Origin of the sequence: Streptomyces sennicomposti, from assembly GCF_019890635.1 — a bacterium.
Taxonomy (GTDB): Bacteria; Actinomycetota; Actinomycetes; order Streptomycetales; family Streptomycetaceae; genus Streptomyces; species Streptomyces sennicomposti.
Window position 1 is genome coordinate 40,367 of sequence record NZ_JAIOAB010000010.1, and the last position, 15,014, is coordinate 55,380.

The 15,014-nt window shown below is 74.2% G+C and carries 13 protein-coding genes; 3 read left to right on the top strand and 10 right to left on the bottom strand.

Going from position 1 to position 15,014, the window contains the following annotated elements; all coding sequences use genetic code 11:
- The first annotated feature begins 39 nt into the window (after positions 1–39).
- Entirely contained in the window at positions 40–1,572 is a 1,533-nt protein-coding gene (locus tag K7787_RS08650; RefSeq protein WP_372456626.1) for an MFS transporter, read from the top strand.
- A 66-nt stretch (positions 1,573–1,638) separates the two neighbouring features.
- On the opposite strand, the gene K7787_RS08655 is transcribed toward K7787_RS08650, so the two are convergent.
- From K7787_RS08655 to K7787_RS08680, 7 genes are all read right to left on the bottom strand, one after another.
- The gene (locus K7787_RS08655; RefSeq protein WP_372456630.1) at positions 1,639–2,490 is read right to left on the bottom strand and encodes an NAD-dependent protein deacetylase; all 852 of its coding nucleotides are present in this window, start codon (positions 2,488–2,490) and stop codon (positions 1,639–1,641) included.
- 198 nt (positions 2,491–2,688) lie between these two features.
- Positions 2,689–4,023: a dicarboxylate/amino acid:cation symporter gene (locus K7787_RS08660; protein ID WP_019983666.1), complete on the bottom strand. Its 1,335-nt coding sequence runs from the start codon at positions 4,021–4,023 to the stop codon at positions 2,689–2,691.
- Positions 4,024–4,132: 109 nt separating this feature from the next.
- Positions 4,133–4,261, bottom strand: coding sequence for a hypothetical protein (locus K7787_RS32065; RefSeq protein ID WP_282107236.1), 129 nt, complete (start codon positions 4,259–4,261; stop codon positions 4,133–4,135).
- Positions 4,262–4,383: 122 nt separating this feature from the next.
- Positions 4,384–5,835, bottom strand: a complete 1,452-nt coding sequence (locus tag K7787_RS08665) for a type III PLP-dependent enzyme domain-containing protein (RefSeq protein WP_223001013.1) — start codon at positions 5,833–5,835, stop codon at positions 4,384–4,386.
- A gap of 189 nt (positions 5,836–6,024) precedes the next feature.
- A complete protein-coding gene (locus K7787_RS08670) occupies positions 6,025–7,869 on the bottom strand; it encodes a helix-turn-helix domain-containing protein (RefSeq protein WP_223001064.1) in 1,845 nt (614 codons plus the stop codon).
- A 97-nt stretch (positions 7,870–7,966) separates the two neighbouring features.
- The gene (locus tag K7787_RS08675; protein ID WP_223001014.1) at positions 7,967–8,887 is read right to left on the bottom strand and encodes an LLM class F420-dependent oxidoreductase; all 921 of its coding nucleotides are present in this window, start codon (positions 8,885–8,887) and stop codon (positions 7,967–7,969) included.
- Positions 8,888–9,117: 230 nt separating this feature from the next.
- Positions 9,118–10,665 (bottom strand): MFS transporter, encoded by a 1,548-nt coding sequence (locus K7787_RS08680; protein ID WP_223001015.1) that lies wholly within the window; start codon positions 10,663–10,665, stop codon positions 9,118–9,120.
- Between the two features lie 127 nt (positions 10,666–10,792).
- On the opposite strand from K7787_RS08680, the gene K7787_RS08685 reads away from it, so the two are divergent.
- On the top strand, positions 10,793–11,791 hold the full coding sequence (locus K7787_RS08685; RefSeq protein ID WP_223001016.1) for an Lrp/AsnC family transcriptional regulator: 999 nt from the start codon (positions 10,793–10,795) through the stop codon (positions 11,789–11,791).
- Positions 11,792–11,888: 97 nt separating this feature from the next.
- On the opposite strand, the gene K7787_RS08690 is transcribed toward K7787_RS08685, so the two are convergent.
- The 3 genes from K7787_RS08690 to K7787_RS08700 form a co-directional block, all read right to left on the bottom strand.
- A complete protein-coding gene (locus K7787_RS08690; RefSeq protein ID WP_027758369.1) occupies positions 11,889–12,104 on the bottom strand; it encodes a hypothetical protein in 216 nt (71 codons plus the stop codon).
- A 26-nt stretch (positions 12,105–12,130) separates the two neighbouring features.
- On the bottom strand, positions 12,131–12,829 hold the full coding sequence (locus K7787_RS08695; RefSeq protein ID WP_169438697.1) for a class F sortase: 699 nt from the start codon (positions 12,827–12,829) through the stop codon (positions 12,131–12,133).
- A 153-nt stretch (positions 12,830–12,982) separates the two neighbouring features.
- Positions 12,983–13,624 carry a hypothetical protein gene (locus K7787_RS08700; RefSeq protein ID WP_223001017.1) on the bottom strand — a complete coding sequence of 214 codons (642 nt, stop codon included), beginning with the start codon at positions 13,622–13,624 and terminating at the stop codon, positions 12,983–12,985.
- Between the two features lie 897 nt (positions 13,625–14,521).
- On the opposite strand from K7787_RS08700, the gene K7787_RS08705 reads away from it, so the two are divergent.
- Entirely contained in the window at positions 14,522–14,905 is a 384-nt protein-coding gene (locus K7787_RS08705; protein WP_223001018.1) for a VOC family protein, read from the top strand.
- Positions 14,906–15,014 lie beyond the last annotated feature (109 nt).

A 15,014-nucleotide genomic window follows, 5' to 3' on the forward strand; every position in this document is an offset into this window, starting at 1 on the left:
ATCGCCGCGTTACACATGCGAATTCGGGGGCAAGGTGGTGTGGTGGCCGATGTGACACCTGAAGGACAGACCGACCCCCTCGGCACGGAGCGGCTGCGGGACGCTCTCGCGACGATGCCGCGACAGGTCCGCGAGGAGCTGACCCGCAGACTCCGGCGCAGCAGACGAGCCCTGCGCGAGGAGGACGTGCAGGTCGTGGAACCGCCCCTGCTCAAGCGGGCGGTCGGCGCCTCCGCCCTCGGCAACTGCATGGAGTGGTTCGACTTCGGCGTCTACAGCTACCTCGCCGCCACCATCGGCAAGGTGTTCTTCCCCGGCGCCTCCCCGGGCGCCCAGGTGATCTCCTCCTTCGCGACCTTCGCGGCCGCGTTCGTCGTACGGCCGCTCGGCGGTCTGGTCTTCGGGCCCCTCGGCGACCGGCTCGGCCGGCAGAAGGTGCTCGCCACCACCATGATCATGATGGCGATCGGAACGTTCGCCATCGGCCTGATCCCGAGCTACGCCACCATCGGCATCGCCGCCCCCGTCCTGCTGCTGCTCGCCCGTATGGTGCAAGGTTTCTCCACCGGCGGCGAGTACGGCGGCGCGACCACCTTCGTGGCCGAGTACTCGCCCGACCGCCGCCGCGGCTTCCTCTCCAGCTGGCTCGACTTCGGCACCTTCGTCGGCTACGCGCTCGGCTCCGCCCTGGTCACGGTCCTGAACCTCGCCCTCACCGACGCCCAGATGCTGGCCTGGGGCTGGCGGGTGCCGTTCCTCATCGCCGGACCGCTCGGCGCCATCGGCCTGTACATGCGGCTCAAGCTGGAGGAGTCGCCGGCCTTCCAGCAGCAGCTGGACGAGCACGAGAAGTCCCTCGCGCAGAAGTCGGCGGGCAGCGAGTTCAGGACCATCGTCAGGAAGCACTGGAAGGCCCTGCTGGTCTGCATGGGCATCGTGCTGCTCTACAACGTCACCAACTACATGGTGACCGGCTATCTGCCCACCTACCAGACCGAGACCCTGCACCGCTCCAGCGGCTCCGCCGACCTCCTGGTGCTGATCGGCATGGTGTGGATCGTGCTGCTCATCACCTTCATCGGCCGGCTCAGCGACCACGTCGGCCGCCGCCCGGTGTACGCGGTCGCGGCGGCCGCGATGATCGTCCTCGCCGTCCCCGCCTTCCTGCTGATCAAGGCGCACGGCACCTGGCCGCCGATCCTCGGCGTGCTGATCCTGTCCACCCTGCTGGCCGGTTTCGCCGCGCCGAGCGCCGCCACCCTGCCCGCCCTCTTCCCGACCGCCGTCCGCTACGCCGCCATGGGCATCGGCTTCAACTTCGCCGTCGCCGCGTTCGGCGGCACCACCCCGCTGGTCACCGCCGCCCTGGTCGGCGCCACCGGCAACGACCTGATGCCCGCCTACTACCTGATGGCGGCCGGCGTCATCGGCCTGGTCACCGTGAAGTTCCTGCCCGAGAGCGCGCAGGTGCCGCTGCACGGCTCCCAGCCGATGGTCGGCTCCGAGGAGGAGCAGCGCGAGCTGCTGTCCACCTCCGAGGCGCTGTACCGGGCCGCCCGCAAGACGGCCTGAGCCGGCCAGCCGGGCGGGCGGTCTGCCCTTGCGCCCTGGCGTCTGCGCCTGCGCCTGCCCCCGTGCTTATGCGCCGAGCCGGTCGGCGAGCCGGGTGAGGGTGGCGCCGAGGGGCAGGCCGAGCCGTACGGCGGCCAGGTCGTCGCCGCGCGTCGCCCCCTGGTTGACGATGGCGACCGGCTTGCCCTGCTTCGCCGCCCGGCGCACGAACCGCAGGCCGGACATGACGGTCAGCGAGGACCCGGCCACCAGCAGCGCGGACGCCGCGTCGACCAGCTCGTAGCACTGCGCCACCCGCGGCTTGGGCACGTTCTCGCCGAAGAAGACCACGTCCGGCTTGAGCGTCCCGGTGCCGCACACCTGGCAGGGCACCGTGTGGAAATGGGCCTCCTGCTCGGGCGCCAGCTCCGCGTCGCCGTCGGGGTTGACCCGGGCGGCGATGTCACGGAAGCCCGGGTTGGCCTCCCGCAGCCGCTGGTCGAGATGGGCACGCGAGACGGTGTTGCCGCAGGTCAGGCAGATGACCCGGTGCAGGCTGCCATGGAGTTCGACCGCCTCGCGGGTGCCCGCCGCCGCGTGCAGGCCGTCCACGTTCTGCGTGATGACGTCCGAGACGGCGCCGGCCGCGGCCAGACGGGCGACCGCCCGGTGCCCGGCGTTCGGCCGCGCGGCGGTGATCGCCTCCCACCCCAGATGGCTGCGGGCCCAGTAACGGCGGCGGCTCTCCTCGCTGCCGGTGAACTCCTGGTACGTCATCGGCGTGTGCCGTCGGCGGCTGCCCGTGGGCCCGCGGTAGTCGGGGATGCCGGACTCGGTGGAGATGCCGGCGCCGCTGAGCACGAGGACGCGCCCCGCCTCCAGCAGCCGTGAGACCGCCTCGAAGGCGCGGCCCCGGAGCGGCGCGGACGGCGGCGACATCGCGCCGCGTATCGGCGGGTCGGGCAGCACACGAGCGTCCATGCGGGCAGGGTACGCCTCACCGGTCACCGGTTTCCGACCGTCGCCCGCCGGCCGGCCTCTTCGCGCCCTGGCCGCCCACAGCGCTCCGCCCCCTGCCGACGGGTGTCGGCAGGGGGCGGAGCGAAGGGGCGGCCGGGCGCGGGCCGGTCGTCGGGGTCAGGCGGCCGACGCCGCCGCGGGCTGCGGCTCGCTGTAGACGCTCTCCAGGTCGTCGACCGCGGAGGCCGAGGCCGTGTCGTACTTCGTGCGGTCCAGGATGTTCTCGCGGGCGGAGACGAGGACCGGGACGAGGGCCTGACCGGCCACGTTGGTGGCGGTGCGCATCATGTCCAGGATCGGGTCGATGGCCAGCAGCAGACCCACGCCCTCCATCGGCAGGCCGAGGGTGGACAGGGTGAGCGTCAGCATGACCGTCGCACCGGTCAGACCGGCGGTGGCCGCCGAGCCGATCACCGAGACGAACGCGATGAGCAGGTACTCCTTGATGCCCAGCGACACGTCGAAGATCTGCGCCACGAAGATCGCGGAGATCGCCGGGTAGATCGCCGCGCAGCCGTCCATCTTGGTCGTCGCGCCGAACGGCACGGCGAAGGAGGCGTAGTCCTTCGGGACGCCGAGGCGGATCGCCGACTGCTGGGTGACCGGCATGGTGCCGACCGAGGAGCGGGAGACGAACGCCAGCTGGATCGCGGGCCAGGCGCCCTTGAAGAACTGCAGCGGGTTCAGCTTGGCCACGGTGCCGAGCAGCAGCGGGTAGACGCCGAACAGGACCAGCGCGCAGCCGATGTAGATGTCGGCGGTGAAGGTGGCGTAGTCGCCGAGCAGGTCCCAGCCGTACTCCACGATCGCGCGGCCGATCAGACCGGCGGAGCCGATCGGGGCGAGCAGGATCACCCACCACAGGGCCTTCTGCAGCAGCTCCAGGACCGACTCGGACAGGCTCAGGATCGGCTGGGCCTTCGCGCCGATCTTCAGGATCGCGATGCCGGCGACGACCGCCATGAAGACGATCTGCAGCACGTTCAGCTCGGTGAACGGGGTGACGACGTCCGTCGGGATGATGCCGGTGAGGAAGTCCAGCCAGCTGCCGGCGTGGTCCGGCTTGGCGCCGTCGGCCGCGGTGAGGTCGGAACCGGAGCCCGGGTTGGAGATCAGGCCGATGGCCAGACCGATGACCACCGCGATCAGCGAGGTGATCATGAACCAGAGCAGGGTCCGGCCGGCCAGCCGGGCCGCGTTGTTGACCTTCCGCAGATTGGTGATGGACACCATGATCGCGAAGAAGACCAGCGGGGCCACGGCCAGCTTCAGCAGCTGCACGAAGATGCCGCCCACCTTGTCGAGGGTGGTGGCCAGCCACGACACGTCGTAGGTGCGGGCGACGAACCCGAGGACCAGTCCGACGGCGAGGCCGAGCAGGACCTGGGCCCAGAACGGTACGGGTATCCGGAAGCCGCTCTTCGCGGGCTTGGGATCGGTGGCGTCGGACACGGACACACTCCAGCTGGGGGACGCACGGAAGGGGACGGGAGGAACGGGCAACAAGGAAGCGGCGACCGTGAGTGAAGCGTCGACGGCGCCGCTGCGGGAAGGAACGCGGTCAGGCGCGACAGACCGCGGACATGCAGCGGCAGAGATCGACGTGCAGGCGCGCCACGAGCGGGACGCCCATGACGACGCGGCCGGCGCCGTAAGAGGCGTCGGCGCGGTGCGCGGCTGCTGACTTCATGGCAGAAACGTTAACACTTGTACTTTGAGAACATCAAAGCTGTTCTTTGGGAACGGCATACGTCGGCCGTTCTTCCGCGCCGCTCCCCGCCGGCCTCCCCCCGGGACGCCGCCGCCCGCGCCTCAGCACGGCGGCCGCGCCCCCGTCAGCGGCCCCACCAGGGCGTCGGCATGGGCCAGCCCGCTCTCCTCGGAGATCTCCCGCAGCGTCTGCGCGCGCCGGACCGTCGCGAACACGATGCGGCCGCCGGCCTCCGCGCAGCCGTACACCGCGGGCCGCGGCAGGCTGTTGTACGCCCACGGCGTCGAGAAGTAGTAGGCCCCCGTGTCGTGCAGCACCACCAGATCGCCCTCGGCCAGCTCGGGCAGCGCCCGGTCGTGCGCGACCACGTCACCGGCGAAGCAGCAGGGACCGGCCACGTCCTGCCGCAGCACGGGCGCCCGCTTCGGGCCGCCGTCCGGCCCGTACGCCGACGCCCGCAGCGGCCACGCCTCGGGCATGAACACCGTGCGGGTGGCGATGTGCGCCCCGGCGTGGGTGAGCGCGACCCGCCGCCCGCCCGCGTCCTTGACGTACTCCACGACCGCCGCCACGAAACCGTTCTTGGCGAGAAGGGAACGGCCGAACTCGGTGACGATCCGGTACCGCCCGCCCAGCAGCCCCGGCTCGGCGGCGTCCAGCGCGGCGACATAGTCGGCGTAGGTGGGCAGGGTCCTGTCGTCGGCGAAGTTCACCGGCAGCCCGCCGCCGAGATCGAGACTGCCGACCTGCCGCCGCCCGGCCCGCTCGTTGATCTCCTCGGCCAGCCGGTAGGCCGCGGCCAGCCCCTCGGCGATCAGCGGCAGCGGACACCCCTGCGAGCCGACATGCGCGTGCAGCCGGGTCAGCCAGGGCCGCCGTACGAAGGCCTCGACGACCCGCTCCCGGGCGCCCGGGTCGCCCAGCGCCACACCGAACTTCGAGTGCCGTGTCGCGGTGCTCATGGCCTCGATCGCCCCGCCGCCGACCTGCGGATTGACCCGCAGCCCCAGCACGGAGGCGCAGCCGGGCGGGCGCAGCGCGTCGATCCGGTCCAGTTCGTCGAGGTTGTCGGCGTTCAGCGCCACCCCGAGCGCCAGCGCCTGTGCGATCTCCTGACGCGTCTTGGCGGGCGCGTCGAGCACGATGCGCTCCGGCGGGAAACCCGCGTCCAGGGCGAGCCGCAGTTCGCCGGGACTGGCGACCTCGCAGCCCATGCCGGTCTCGCGCAGCAGCCGCAGCACCGGCACCAGGGAGCAGGCCTTCACCGCGAAGGTGTGCAGGACGTCCGGCACACGTGTGAACGCCGCGTGCAGTCCGGCGACGCTCTCGCGCACACCCCGCACGTCGATGAACCCGGCCACCGGCTGTCCGGGGCCGAGGATGTCCTCGGCCACGGCCTGCCGCAGGACACGCTCCACGGACACATGCTTTACGGGCTCACGCTCTGCGGACGGCGGACCGGGTGTGCCGTCGGCGGGCAGTGGGCCGAGTGCGTTCTCGACGGCCGGTAGGCCGGGTGTCGGGCCGGGTGTGCGGTCGGCGGAGGCGGGCATCTGGGGGTCTCCTCGCTCGGCGGCGGCAGTGCGGTCCCGGCCGCGCACCGTCACGCGGCCGGCGGACCGGGCACCAGCGTCGCGCCCGGCCGGCCCGGACGTCTTCGGACCGCGCCACAAAGCCGGACCAGTCCTTCGTACACCCGCACAACACACCCGGCGGACCCGGCACGGCTCCGGCCGGGCCGGTCACACGGGCGGGGGAGCGGTGAGCCGGGCGGCCAGCGCGACCAGCAGCCGGGTGTCCGGATCGGCCAGGTCGATGCCGTACCGTTCGCGGACGCGCCCGAGCCGGTAGCGCAGGGTGTTGGGGTGGACGACGAGCCGCCGCGCGGCCGCCGGCACATCGCACCCGGCGTCGAGGAACGCGGCCAGCGTCCGCAGCAGCTCACCGCCCGCTGCGGCGTCCGCCCGCACGAACGTGTGCACCGGTCCCGCCCCCGACTCCCACACCGGCCGCGCAGCGTCCAGCACACGCAGGACCTCCAGCGTCGTGTCCACCCCGGCTGGCCCGGAGTGACGCGGCGGCCGGGGCCGCCCGGCGGCCACGGCACGCGCCTCCCGCTCCCGCAGCGCCCGCACGACGAGTTCGGCCCGCTCGCGGGATTCCGCGGCCCGCACCGAGGGCAGTACGGGCCCGGCCCCCACCCACACCGGGGCGGCCCCGGTCACCGCCGCGGCCGACAGGTCCAACTCGCGGACGAGAGCGAGCACTTCCCCGGCTTCCCCGCCCGTCCCGTCCTCCTCGCCTTCGCCGTTCTCCGTCTGCGCGCCCGCCGCGCCGGTCCGCCCCTTGTCGCCGCGCCCGCGCCCTTCCGGTGTCCGCCGGCGAGACCGCCCGTCCCGCCCGGCTCGGCCGCCCTGCCCGTTCCGCCCCGGCGGTGGCGAGCCGTTCCCGCCGGGTGATGGCGGGTCGCAGACGACCAGCAGCACCAGCCGGTCCCCGTCCCGCAGCACCCCGGTGCCCGGACGCAGCGCCGCGGCCTGCAGCGCCAGCACGTCCAGCGCCCGGTCGGCGACCGCCGCGCCGGCCCGGCGCTCGGCCACGACGACCGCGCACGCCGTGTCCGGCGACAGACCCAGCGACCAGGCGTGCGTACGCCGGTGACCGGAGCCCTCCAGCAGCCCCCGCAGCGCCGACTCCCGGCGCCGTGCCGTCCCGCTCTCCCGCAGCCGCTCGCCGACCAGCAGCGGAGCCGCCAGGCCCGCCGCCGCCCGCAGATGGGCGGCGGCGTCGGAAGCCAGCGCGCCGCCGTCCGCCGCCGCCCAGATCGAGCCCAGCACCTCCCGCCCGCCGCGCACCGCGACCACCAGCCGTTCGGGCCCGTCCGCGTCAGCCGGCCGGTGGATCACCTCCGGCGAGGTCCACAGCGCGCGCAGCAGACCGCTGTGCCGCAGCTCGGCGACCCGCCACGCGGGCACCCGGCCGCCCAGGATCGTGGTGCGGCGCAGCGGATCGGCCTCCTCACCCGTCGCGGAGTGGGCCAGGACCCGCAGCCGGGTGTCCTCGATGGTGATGGAGCCACCCACCCGGGCGGCCACCTGAGCGGCGAGCGAGGCGAGCGAGAAGACCTCCTCGCTCACCTCGGCGACCCCGCCGTCCGGGCCGGGCCGCCCGGCGACGGCGTAGGCCAGGGCGCTGCGCAGCAACGCGGCCACCTGGCCCCAGTCGGCGCCCTCGGCGCGGGCGAGCAGGGCGACGCCGGTCTCCTCGGCCGCCGCGACCAACTCCGCCCGCACACCGGGCTCGTGGGCAGGCACGCCGCCCAGGACGACGGCACGGGCCCCGCGCCGTGCCGCCCGCCGGACGGTCGCGGGCACGGCGGGCGCGCCGACGGCCAGCAGCAGCGCATGCCCCCGCCCCGGCCCCAAGTCGTCGAAGCCCACGGCGACATGACCGACGGCGGCGTCCGCTCCGGCCGGCGCGCACAGCAGCCGTACGGCCTCCCCGTCGTCGAAGGACAGCAGGGCGCGCAGACTCGCGGTCCCCGCGCCCCCGCCGAGGGGCCCGGCGCCCCGCGCCCCGCCGTCCATCAGCCGTCCTCCCCGCGCCCGCCCTCGCCCCGAGTCCGCGGCGACCTTCGTCGCCATCGCCGCCATCGTCGCAGACGGGGCGCGCCCGGCGGAGCGGTCAGGCCAGGCCGCCCAGCGCCTCCCAGGTGCGCAACCGGTCCTCCGGCCCGCCGAGTTCGCTCGCGGAGACGACGACCTGGGTCGCGCCGGCGTCGCGGTAGCGGCGGACCGTGTCGGCGAGGTGCTTCTCGTCGCCGATGGCCGCGAGGTCCACGGGGTGGGAGACGCCGGACTGCTCGATCACCCGGGCGTAGGAGGGGATCTGCTGGTAGAAGCCGAGCGCCTCGTGGGCGGCGGCGCGGACCCGGTCGGGGTCGGAGGTGACGACGCCGGGCACGAAGGCGACCACGCGCGGCGCGGGCCGCCCGGCCTCCTCGGCGGCCCGGGCGACGGCCGGGACGATGTGCTCCTCCAGGGCGCGCGGGCCGGCGAGGTAGGGCAGGATGCCGTCGGCGAGGCGCCCGCTGACCCGCAGCGCCTGCGGGCCCATCGCGGCCACCAGCAGCGGCACGGGGGGTTCGGCGCCGGGCACGGACGCGGGCAGCGGAGTGCGCGCGGTGAGCAGTTCGCCCTCGAACCCGGCGCGGCCGGTCTCGGTCAACTGGCGCAGCGCGGTGAGGAATTCGCGCAGCCGGGCGACCGGTCGCTCGAAGGGCAGCCCGAAGGCGCCCTCCGTGAACAGTTTGGTGCCGAGGGCGAGCCCGAGATGGTAGCGGCCCCCGGTGGCGGCCTGCACGGTCTGCGCCTGGCTGTTGACGAGCAGCGGATGCCGGCCGAACACCGGGAGCGCGGACGTGCCGAGGTGGATGTCGGGCACCTCGCGGCCGACGATCGCGGCGATCGTCGGCGAGTCGTAGCCGAAGGTCTGGCCGAACCAGAGGGATGTGAGTCCGGACGCCCGCGCTTCACGCGCCTGGCGCACCACCTCCTCGACGAGCAAGGGGGATCCGGTCGTGTCGATGGTCGCTCCCACAGTCATGCCGGTACAACGCCCTCGCGCGACAGCGGGATTCCACCGCCAACATGAACAGTGTGTGTCGGCGCACGGCACCGGACGCGCGGAACGGGCCGCCCCGGGGGCGGAGGGGAGCGGCCCGTTCCCGTGGGCGCCGCGACCCGTGGAACGCGTCACGGACGGCACACGCCACCGGACAGCGCGCCACCGGACAGCGCGCCACCGGGCGGCGCGCGTCCGGGCGGCGCGCGTGTTCAGGCCGGGCGGCGGCGCGCCGTCATCACACCGGCGGCCACCGCGGTGGCCGCCAGCAGCACGGCCGCGACGCCGAGGGCGTGCTCGGCCGCGGCGCGCGGAGTGCCGGCCGCGCCGAGGTAGACCCCGCCGACGAGGGCGACGCCGAGGGTTCCGCCGAGCTGCTGGACGGCGTTGAGCAACCCGGCCGCGGAACCGGTCTCCTGCGGCCCGACGGCGCCCAGCGCGGCGGTGAAGAACGGCGGCGTGAACAGCCCGGCGCCCAGCCCCGTCAGCGCCAGGGCGAACGGCAGGCCGCGCGGGTAGGCGCCGGGAGCGGCGGCCGCGTAGGCGAGCGCGGCGCCGGCCAGTCCGCAGGCGAAGGCGGCGACACCGGCGTGCAGGACCCGGGCGCCGTAGCGGGGGACCAGGTGCGAACCGGCGGCCCAGGAGGCGACGGCCAGCCCCGTGGACCAGGGCAGCAGGGTGAGTCCGGCGGCCAGCGGACCGTGGCGCAGGCCGAGTTCGAGATGGAGCACGACCGCGGTCATCACCCCGTTCATGACCGTGAAGAACAGCGTGGACGTGACCAGGGCCGCCGGGAAGACGCGGCCGCGCAGCAGCGCGGGTTCGATCAGCGGGGCCCCGCCACGGCGGGCGGCACGCCGCTGCTGGACGACGAACACCCCCAGCACGGCGGCGCCCACGGCCGCGGTCGCCCACGCGATGGGCCCGGGACGGCCGGTGGCCAGCGGACACACGACCAGCGCGGTGCCGAGCACGGCCGGCGCGGTGCCCGCCGGGTCCAGCCGCGGACGCACGGGAGCGCGGTCCTCGCGCAGCCGGGGCGCGGCGGCCAGGACGGCGACCGCGAGGGGCAGGTTGACGAGGAAGACGGCGCGCCAGGACAGGCCGAACGGGTCGGCGTGGGTGAGGACGCCGCCGAGCGCGGGCCCCGCGACGGCGGACAGCCCCATGACCGGACCGATCATGCCCAGCGCCTTCGACGTCTCCGCACCCGTGAACATGGCGCGGATCAGCCCGAACGTCTGCGGGACGATGGCCGCGGCGGCGGCTCCCTGCACGGCGCGCAGCGCGATGAGCACCGCGGCGGTCGGCGCGAGCGCGCACGCCAGCGAGGCCACGGCGAACGCGGCGACCCCGACGCGGAACACGCGTTTGCGGCCGTGGATGTCGCCGAGCCGGGCGCATGTCAGCAGCCCGAGCGCGAACGTGAGGGTGTACGAGGCGCTGAACCACGGAATGGTGGTCTCCGCCCCGCCGAGACCTATGTGGACGACGGGTGCGGCCACCTGGACGATCGTGGCGTCGAGCAGATTCATGGCCTCGGCCGCGAGGAGCGCGGCGAGCGCGATCCAGCGCCACGGGTACGGCGCGGACGCGCCACCGGAGACCTCCGCCGCACCCGGCGTACCGGCTCCGACACCGACACCGGCTCCGGCTCCGGCTCCGACACCGATACCGACGTCGGCGTCGGCGGATGCGCGGTCGGTGCGGGCCGCCCCGTCGGGCCGTACGGTTCGGTGGATCCGGTCGGTGCGAGACATGCGGTCCCCCTGGGAATCGGATGGTGGACAAGCCGGAGCCACACCGTGCCCGCCCGCCCCGACGGCGTTCCATTTCCGCGCGCCGAACAGTCGATAACTTCCATCAAGGCGCGCTACTGTGCCGGATATGCTCGCACTGGACGATCTGGACCGAGGCATCATCCACGCCCTCCAAGTGGACGCCCGCGCCCCCTTCACCCTCGTCGCCGAGGTGCTCGGCTCCTCGACGCAGACCGTCGTCCGCCGCTACCGACGCCTGCGCGCCCAGGCCGGCCTGCGGGTGGTGACCCTCCCGACACCGCGCAGCGCGGGCACCCACCAGTGGTTCGTACGGCTGACGGCCGCGACGCGCAGCGCCCACGACATCGCCGTGGCGCTCGCCCGCCGCCCGGACACCTCCTGGGTACGGCTGACCTCCGGCGGCACCGAGATCGTCGCGATCATCCACACCGCGCCCACCGGACCGGACGAGCACGCGCTGCTGCTGCGCGACATCCCCCGCACCGCCGGGATCACCTCCGTCTCGGCGCACCACCTGCTGCACACGTATCTCGGCGGGCCGACCGCATGGCGGGGGAGGGTGAACGTCCTGGACGAGGACCAGCAGGCCCGGCTGCGTACCGAACGCGACGGAACGGCCGCGACGGGCCGCGACCCGGCTCGCGCTGAGGGGGAGCCGTACCTGCTCACCGACGCGGACCGGACGCTGCTCGCGGCTCTCCGCGAGGACGCGCGGGCCGGCTACGCCGACCTGGCCGCCGCGACCGGGACGTCACCGGCCACGGTGGCGCGCCGGCTCGCCGAACTGCGCTCCCGCGACGCGCTGTTCTTCGACGTGGACATCGAACCCGCGCTGCTCGGCATCACGGTGTCGGCACTGCTGTGGATGCAGGTGGCGCCGGCCCACCTGGAGACCGTCGCGACCGCGCTGACCGGTCACGAGGAACTGGCCCTGGTCGCGGCGACCACCGGACCGGCCAACCTGGTCGCACACGCGCTGTGCCGGGACGCGGAGGCCCTGCACGCCTATCTGACCCGGCGTGTGGCCTGGGAATCGGTGGCACGTCTCGAGACGGCCCCGGTGCTGCGGACGTACAAGGCGGCGGTCACCCTGCGCAGCCCCTGACGGCCGCACGGCCGATGCTCTGACCTCGGCACGGCCGACGGCCCGGCGGACACCGCCGGGCCGTCGAAGGGCCGTACCGCGACGCGCCGACGGCGCGCTAACCGGCTTCCCGCTCCATGACGCGCCGCGCCGCCTCGGCCTCCGCCGCCGACGGGGACAGCTCGTCGAGGGTGTCCAGCTCGTCGTCCGCCTCGAGTTCGCGCTCCCAGGCCGCCGCGAGCCGCTCCTGCTCCTCACGCGGCCCGGCGGCGACGGTGTCCCGGTGCTCCGGGTCGAGGGCCGCCAGGAATCGTCCGACCGGGTCCGTCGGCATGCTGTGCTCCTTGTCGCCGGGAAGGGTCACTCGGCCGGCTCCGTGGAGTCGAGGTGAGCGAACACCACCAGGTTGGCCTCGTAGTCCTGCGCGGTGCGGTCGTAGGGCCCACCGCAGGTGATCAGACGCAGTTCCGCGTCGGGGGTGTCGGCGTAGACCTCGTCGTCGGGGAAGTCGGCCTTGCTGAAGGTGTCCAGGGCGTCGACCTTGAAGTTGGCGACGGTGCCGTCCGCCCGCGTGATGTCGATGTCGCTGCCGGGCTCCAGCGTCGACAGGCCGGCGAAGACCGCGGGGCCGGTCTTCGTGTCGACATGGCCCACGACGATCGACGCGCCGCGTTCACCCGGCGACACACCGCCCTGGAACCAGCCGACCAGATTGGTGTCGTCGGCCGGCGGCGCGTTGAGCTGTCCCGAGGTGCCGATCGACAGATTGGTGAACGGCGCGTCCACGCCGATGTCCGGGATCGAGATCCGCTTGGGCTCCGACCGGGGCAGCGCCGGGCCGTCGGGACTCGCGGAGGCCTTCGGCCGCGGGGCCGCCGAGGCGACCGTCTTGGGGCGGGCCGGATACGGCAGACTCGCCTGCGTGGTGGTGCCGAGTGAGTTGTGGATGAGCACGAGCCCCAGTCCGACCGCCGCCGCGGGCCACAGCAGCCGACGTCGGTGAGGACCCCTGTGCCTGGTCCCGGACTGCTCGTTCTGGGACGGCTGCTGCACGGACATGCTCGGTGCCTTTCATGAACCGGTGGTGATGGGGATGGCTGCGGGCCGGCGGACACTTCGTCGCCTCGGCCCCTGCCACGCTCCGGGCGTGTCGCCCGGAGCGCGCGGGGCTACGGAACCCGCGACAGCGGTGCGTGGCCGACCGGAGACCGGTCAGGCAGCGGAGCCGTCCGCGGTACGCCGGCGACGCAGCATGTAGGCGCCGACTCCCAGACCGCCGAGCACCAGCGCGGCACCCGCGCCCATGCTGTTGGAGTCCTGGGCGAGGAAGCCGCCACCGGCGTGGACGCCGCCGCGAGGCTTGTCCTTGCCGTGACCGCCCTCGTCGGAGCCGCCGTGGTCCTTGCCGCCGCGGCCGCCTTCGTCGGAGCCGTGGTCGTCGCCGCCGCGACCGCCGCGGTCGGAGCCGTGGTCGTCGCTGTCGTCGTCGGAGCCGTGGTCGTCGCCGTTGTCGCCGGTGGGAGCCATGGCGAGGAAGCCGCCGCCGGCGTGGACGCCGCCACGGGGCTTGTCCTTGCCGCCGTGGTCGCCCTTGTCGCCGCCGTGGTCCTTGCCGCCGCGGCCGCCTTCGTCGGAGCCGTGGTCGTCGCCGCCGCGACCGCCGCGGTCCGAGCCGTGGTCGTCGCTGTCGTCGTCCGAGCCGTGGTCGTCGGAGTCACCCTTGGCCGCGACACCGGCCGTGTGGGAGACGGCGCCGGAGAGGGTGGCCGCAGTCACGGCACCCGCTCCCGGAGCGGAGAGGGCCACGGCGGTGGCGACCGCAGCAGAGGTGAACAGGGTACGAGTGATACGCATGGGTGTTCCCTTCGCCATTCGTGAGTCATCACGACTCCCGCTCTTCGGGATCACAGTCGTGACGTGATCACCTTGTGCGGGCTCGCGGCCCCGCACCACTTGAGCGCCGCATTCGGAGCACGGCACGACATCTGACGGCCGCTCTCCTGCGCCACCGGGGGGACGGTCCGACCGCCCCCGCAACGCCCCTACCTGCGCACATGTCCCGCGGCGCGACACACCGGGCCGCCTACACGCCGTCAGACACGTATGGACGTGTCATGATCATGAGCTTGAACGCGCGCCTCTCACACCCGGATGACGGCCCGAAAGCCGCCCCGCCGGCATCCGCCGCGGCCGGCGCCGGACCGGGGGACGGGCCGTCAGAAGCACTCCGCGTCCGCATCACGACGCCGACCGCCGACGCCGGACACACGTGTCGAGGAGTCCCGGTCACACGTGTCGAACGCGGCACACCTGGTGGCAGCGCACCTGGCGGCGGCGCATCCGGCGGGGGCGCCTCACGGACGCCGACCGACGAGCAGCGGCGCCCAGGCCCCAGGCCCCGGGCTCCGGCGTCCCGCGCGCCGCGCGCCGACCTCGTGCGGCAGCCGTAACCGCACGGTCCGCCCTGAACCGAAGTCTCCTGCCGCACAGGACATTTGACGGGCCATCAGCGCAGCCTGGTACGCCTCAGAGGCCACCGCAGAGCCGGGCCCGACACACCCCGACCGCCCGGCGACCACGCCCCGCCCTTCGCCTCCGCATCTTCCCGACCAGAGGACGTACCGATGACAACCGATCCGGACCGGCAGCGCCACGGCCAGTGGGACGGCCAGCGGGACGGCCCGACGCGCGGCGGGCCCCGGAAGGCCAGTCACCCCGCGGGCATCCGGCTGCCCGCCTACACTGACGCCCATGGCATGCCGCATCAGTGAGCTGGTCCTCGACTGCGCCGACCCGGAGCGGCTCGCCGCGTTCTGGAGCGAGGTTCTCGGCTATGTCGAGCTGGGCCGGGAAGACGACGGAAGCATCGAGATCGGCCCGCCCGGCGCGGGGTTCGGCGGCCCCCAGCCCACCCTGGTCCTCAGCCCCGGCGCCGACGCACGGGCCGGCAAGCTGCCCCTGCACATCGACGTCAACGCCACCGACCGCGACCAGGACGCCGAACTGGAGCGCCTGCTCGCCCTCGGCGCCACGCCCGCCGACGTCGGCCAGTCCGGCACCGAGAGCTGGCACGTGCTGGCCGACCCCGAAGGCAACGAGTTCTGCCTCCTGCGCGCCCGCATCCGGCCCGCGTGAGCCGGTGACCCGCCCCGGCGACGGGCGCCCGTACCTCCCCCCGGCCCGCTGTCCAGGGCCCAAAGTCCCTGCTCAGGCGGGACGTTGGGGCATATGCCCGTAATGCCAT

Coding starts and splice junctions, on each gene's coding strand:
- K7787_RS08700 (WP_223001017.1), bottom strand. CDS start 13,624: ATGCGTATCACTCGTACCCTGTTCACCTCTGCTGCGGTCGCCACCGCC.
- K7787_RS08680 (WP_223001015.1), bottom strand. CDS start 10,665: ATGTCTCGCACCGACCGGATCCACCGAACCGTACGGCCCGACGGGGCG.
- K7787_RS32065 (WP_282107236.1), bottom strand. CDS start 4,261: ATGAAGTCAGCAGCCGCGCACCGCGCCGACGCCTCTTACGGCGCCGGC.
- K7787_RS08695 (WP_169438697.1), bottom strand. CDS start 12,829: ATGTCCGTGCAGCAGCCGTCCCAGAACGAGCAGTCCGGGACCAGGCAC.
- K7787_RS08665 (WP_223001013.1), bottom strand. CDS start 5,835: ATGCCCGCCTCCGCCGACCGCACACCCGGCCCGACACCCGGCCTACCG.
- K7787_RS08685 (WP_223001016.1), top strand. CDS start 10,793: ATGCTCGCACTGGACGATCTGGACCGAGGCATCATCCACGCCCTCCAA.
- K7787_RS08655 (WP_372456630.1), bottom strand. CDS start 2,490: ATGTCGCCGCCGTCCGCGCCGCTCCGGGGCCGCGCCTTCGAGGCGGTC.
- K7787_RS08675 (WP_223001014.1), bottom strand. CDS start 8,887: ATGACTGTGGGAGCGACCATCGACACGACCGGATCCCCCTTGCTCGTC.
- K7787_RS08670 (WP_223001064.1), bottom strand. CDS start 7,869: ATGGACGGCGGGGCGCGGGGCGCCGGGCCCCTCGGCGGGGGCGCGGGG.
- K7787_RS08690 (WP_027758369.1), bottom strand. CDS start 12,104: ATGCCGACGGACCCGGTCGGACGATTCCTGGCGGCCCTCGACCCGGAG.
- K7787_RS08705 (WP_223001018.1), top strand. CDS start 14,522: ATGGCATGCCGCATCAGTGAGCTGGTCCTCGACTGCGCCGACCCGGAG.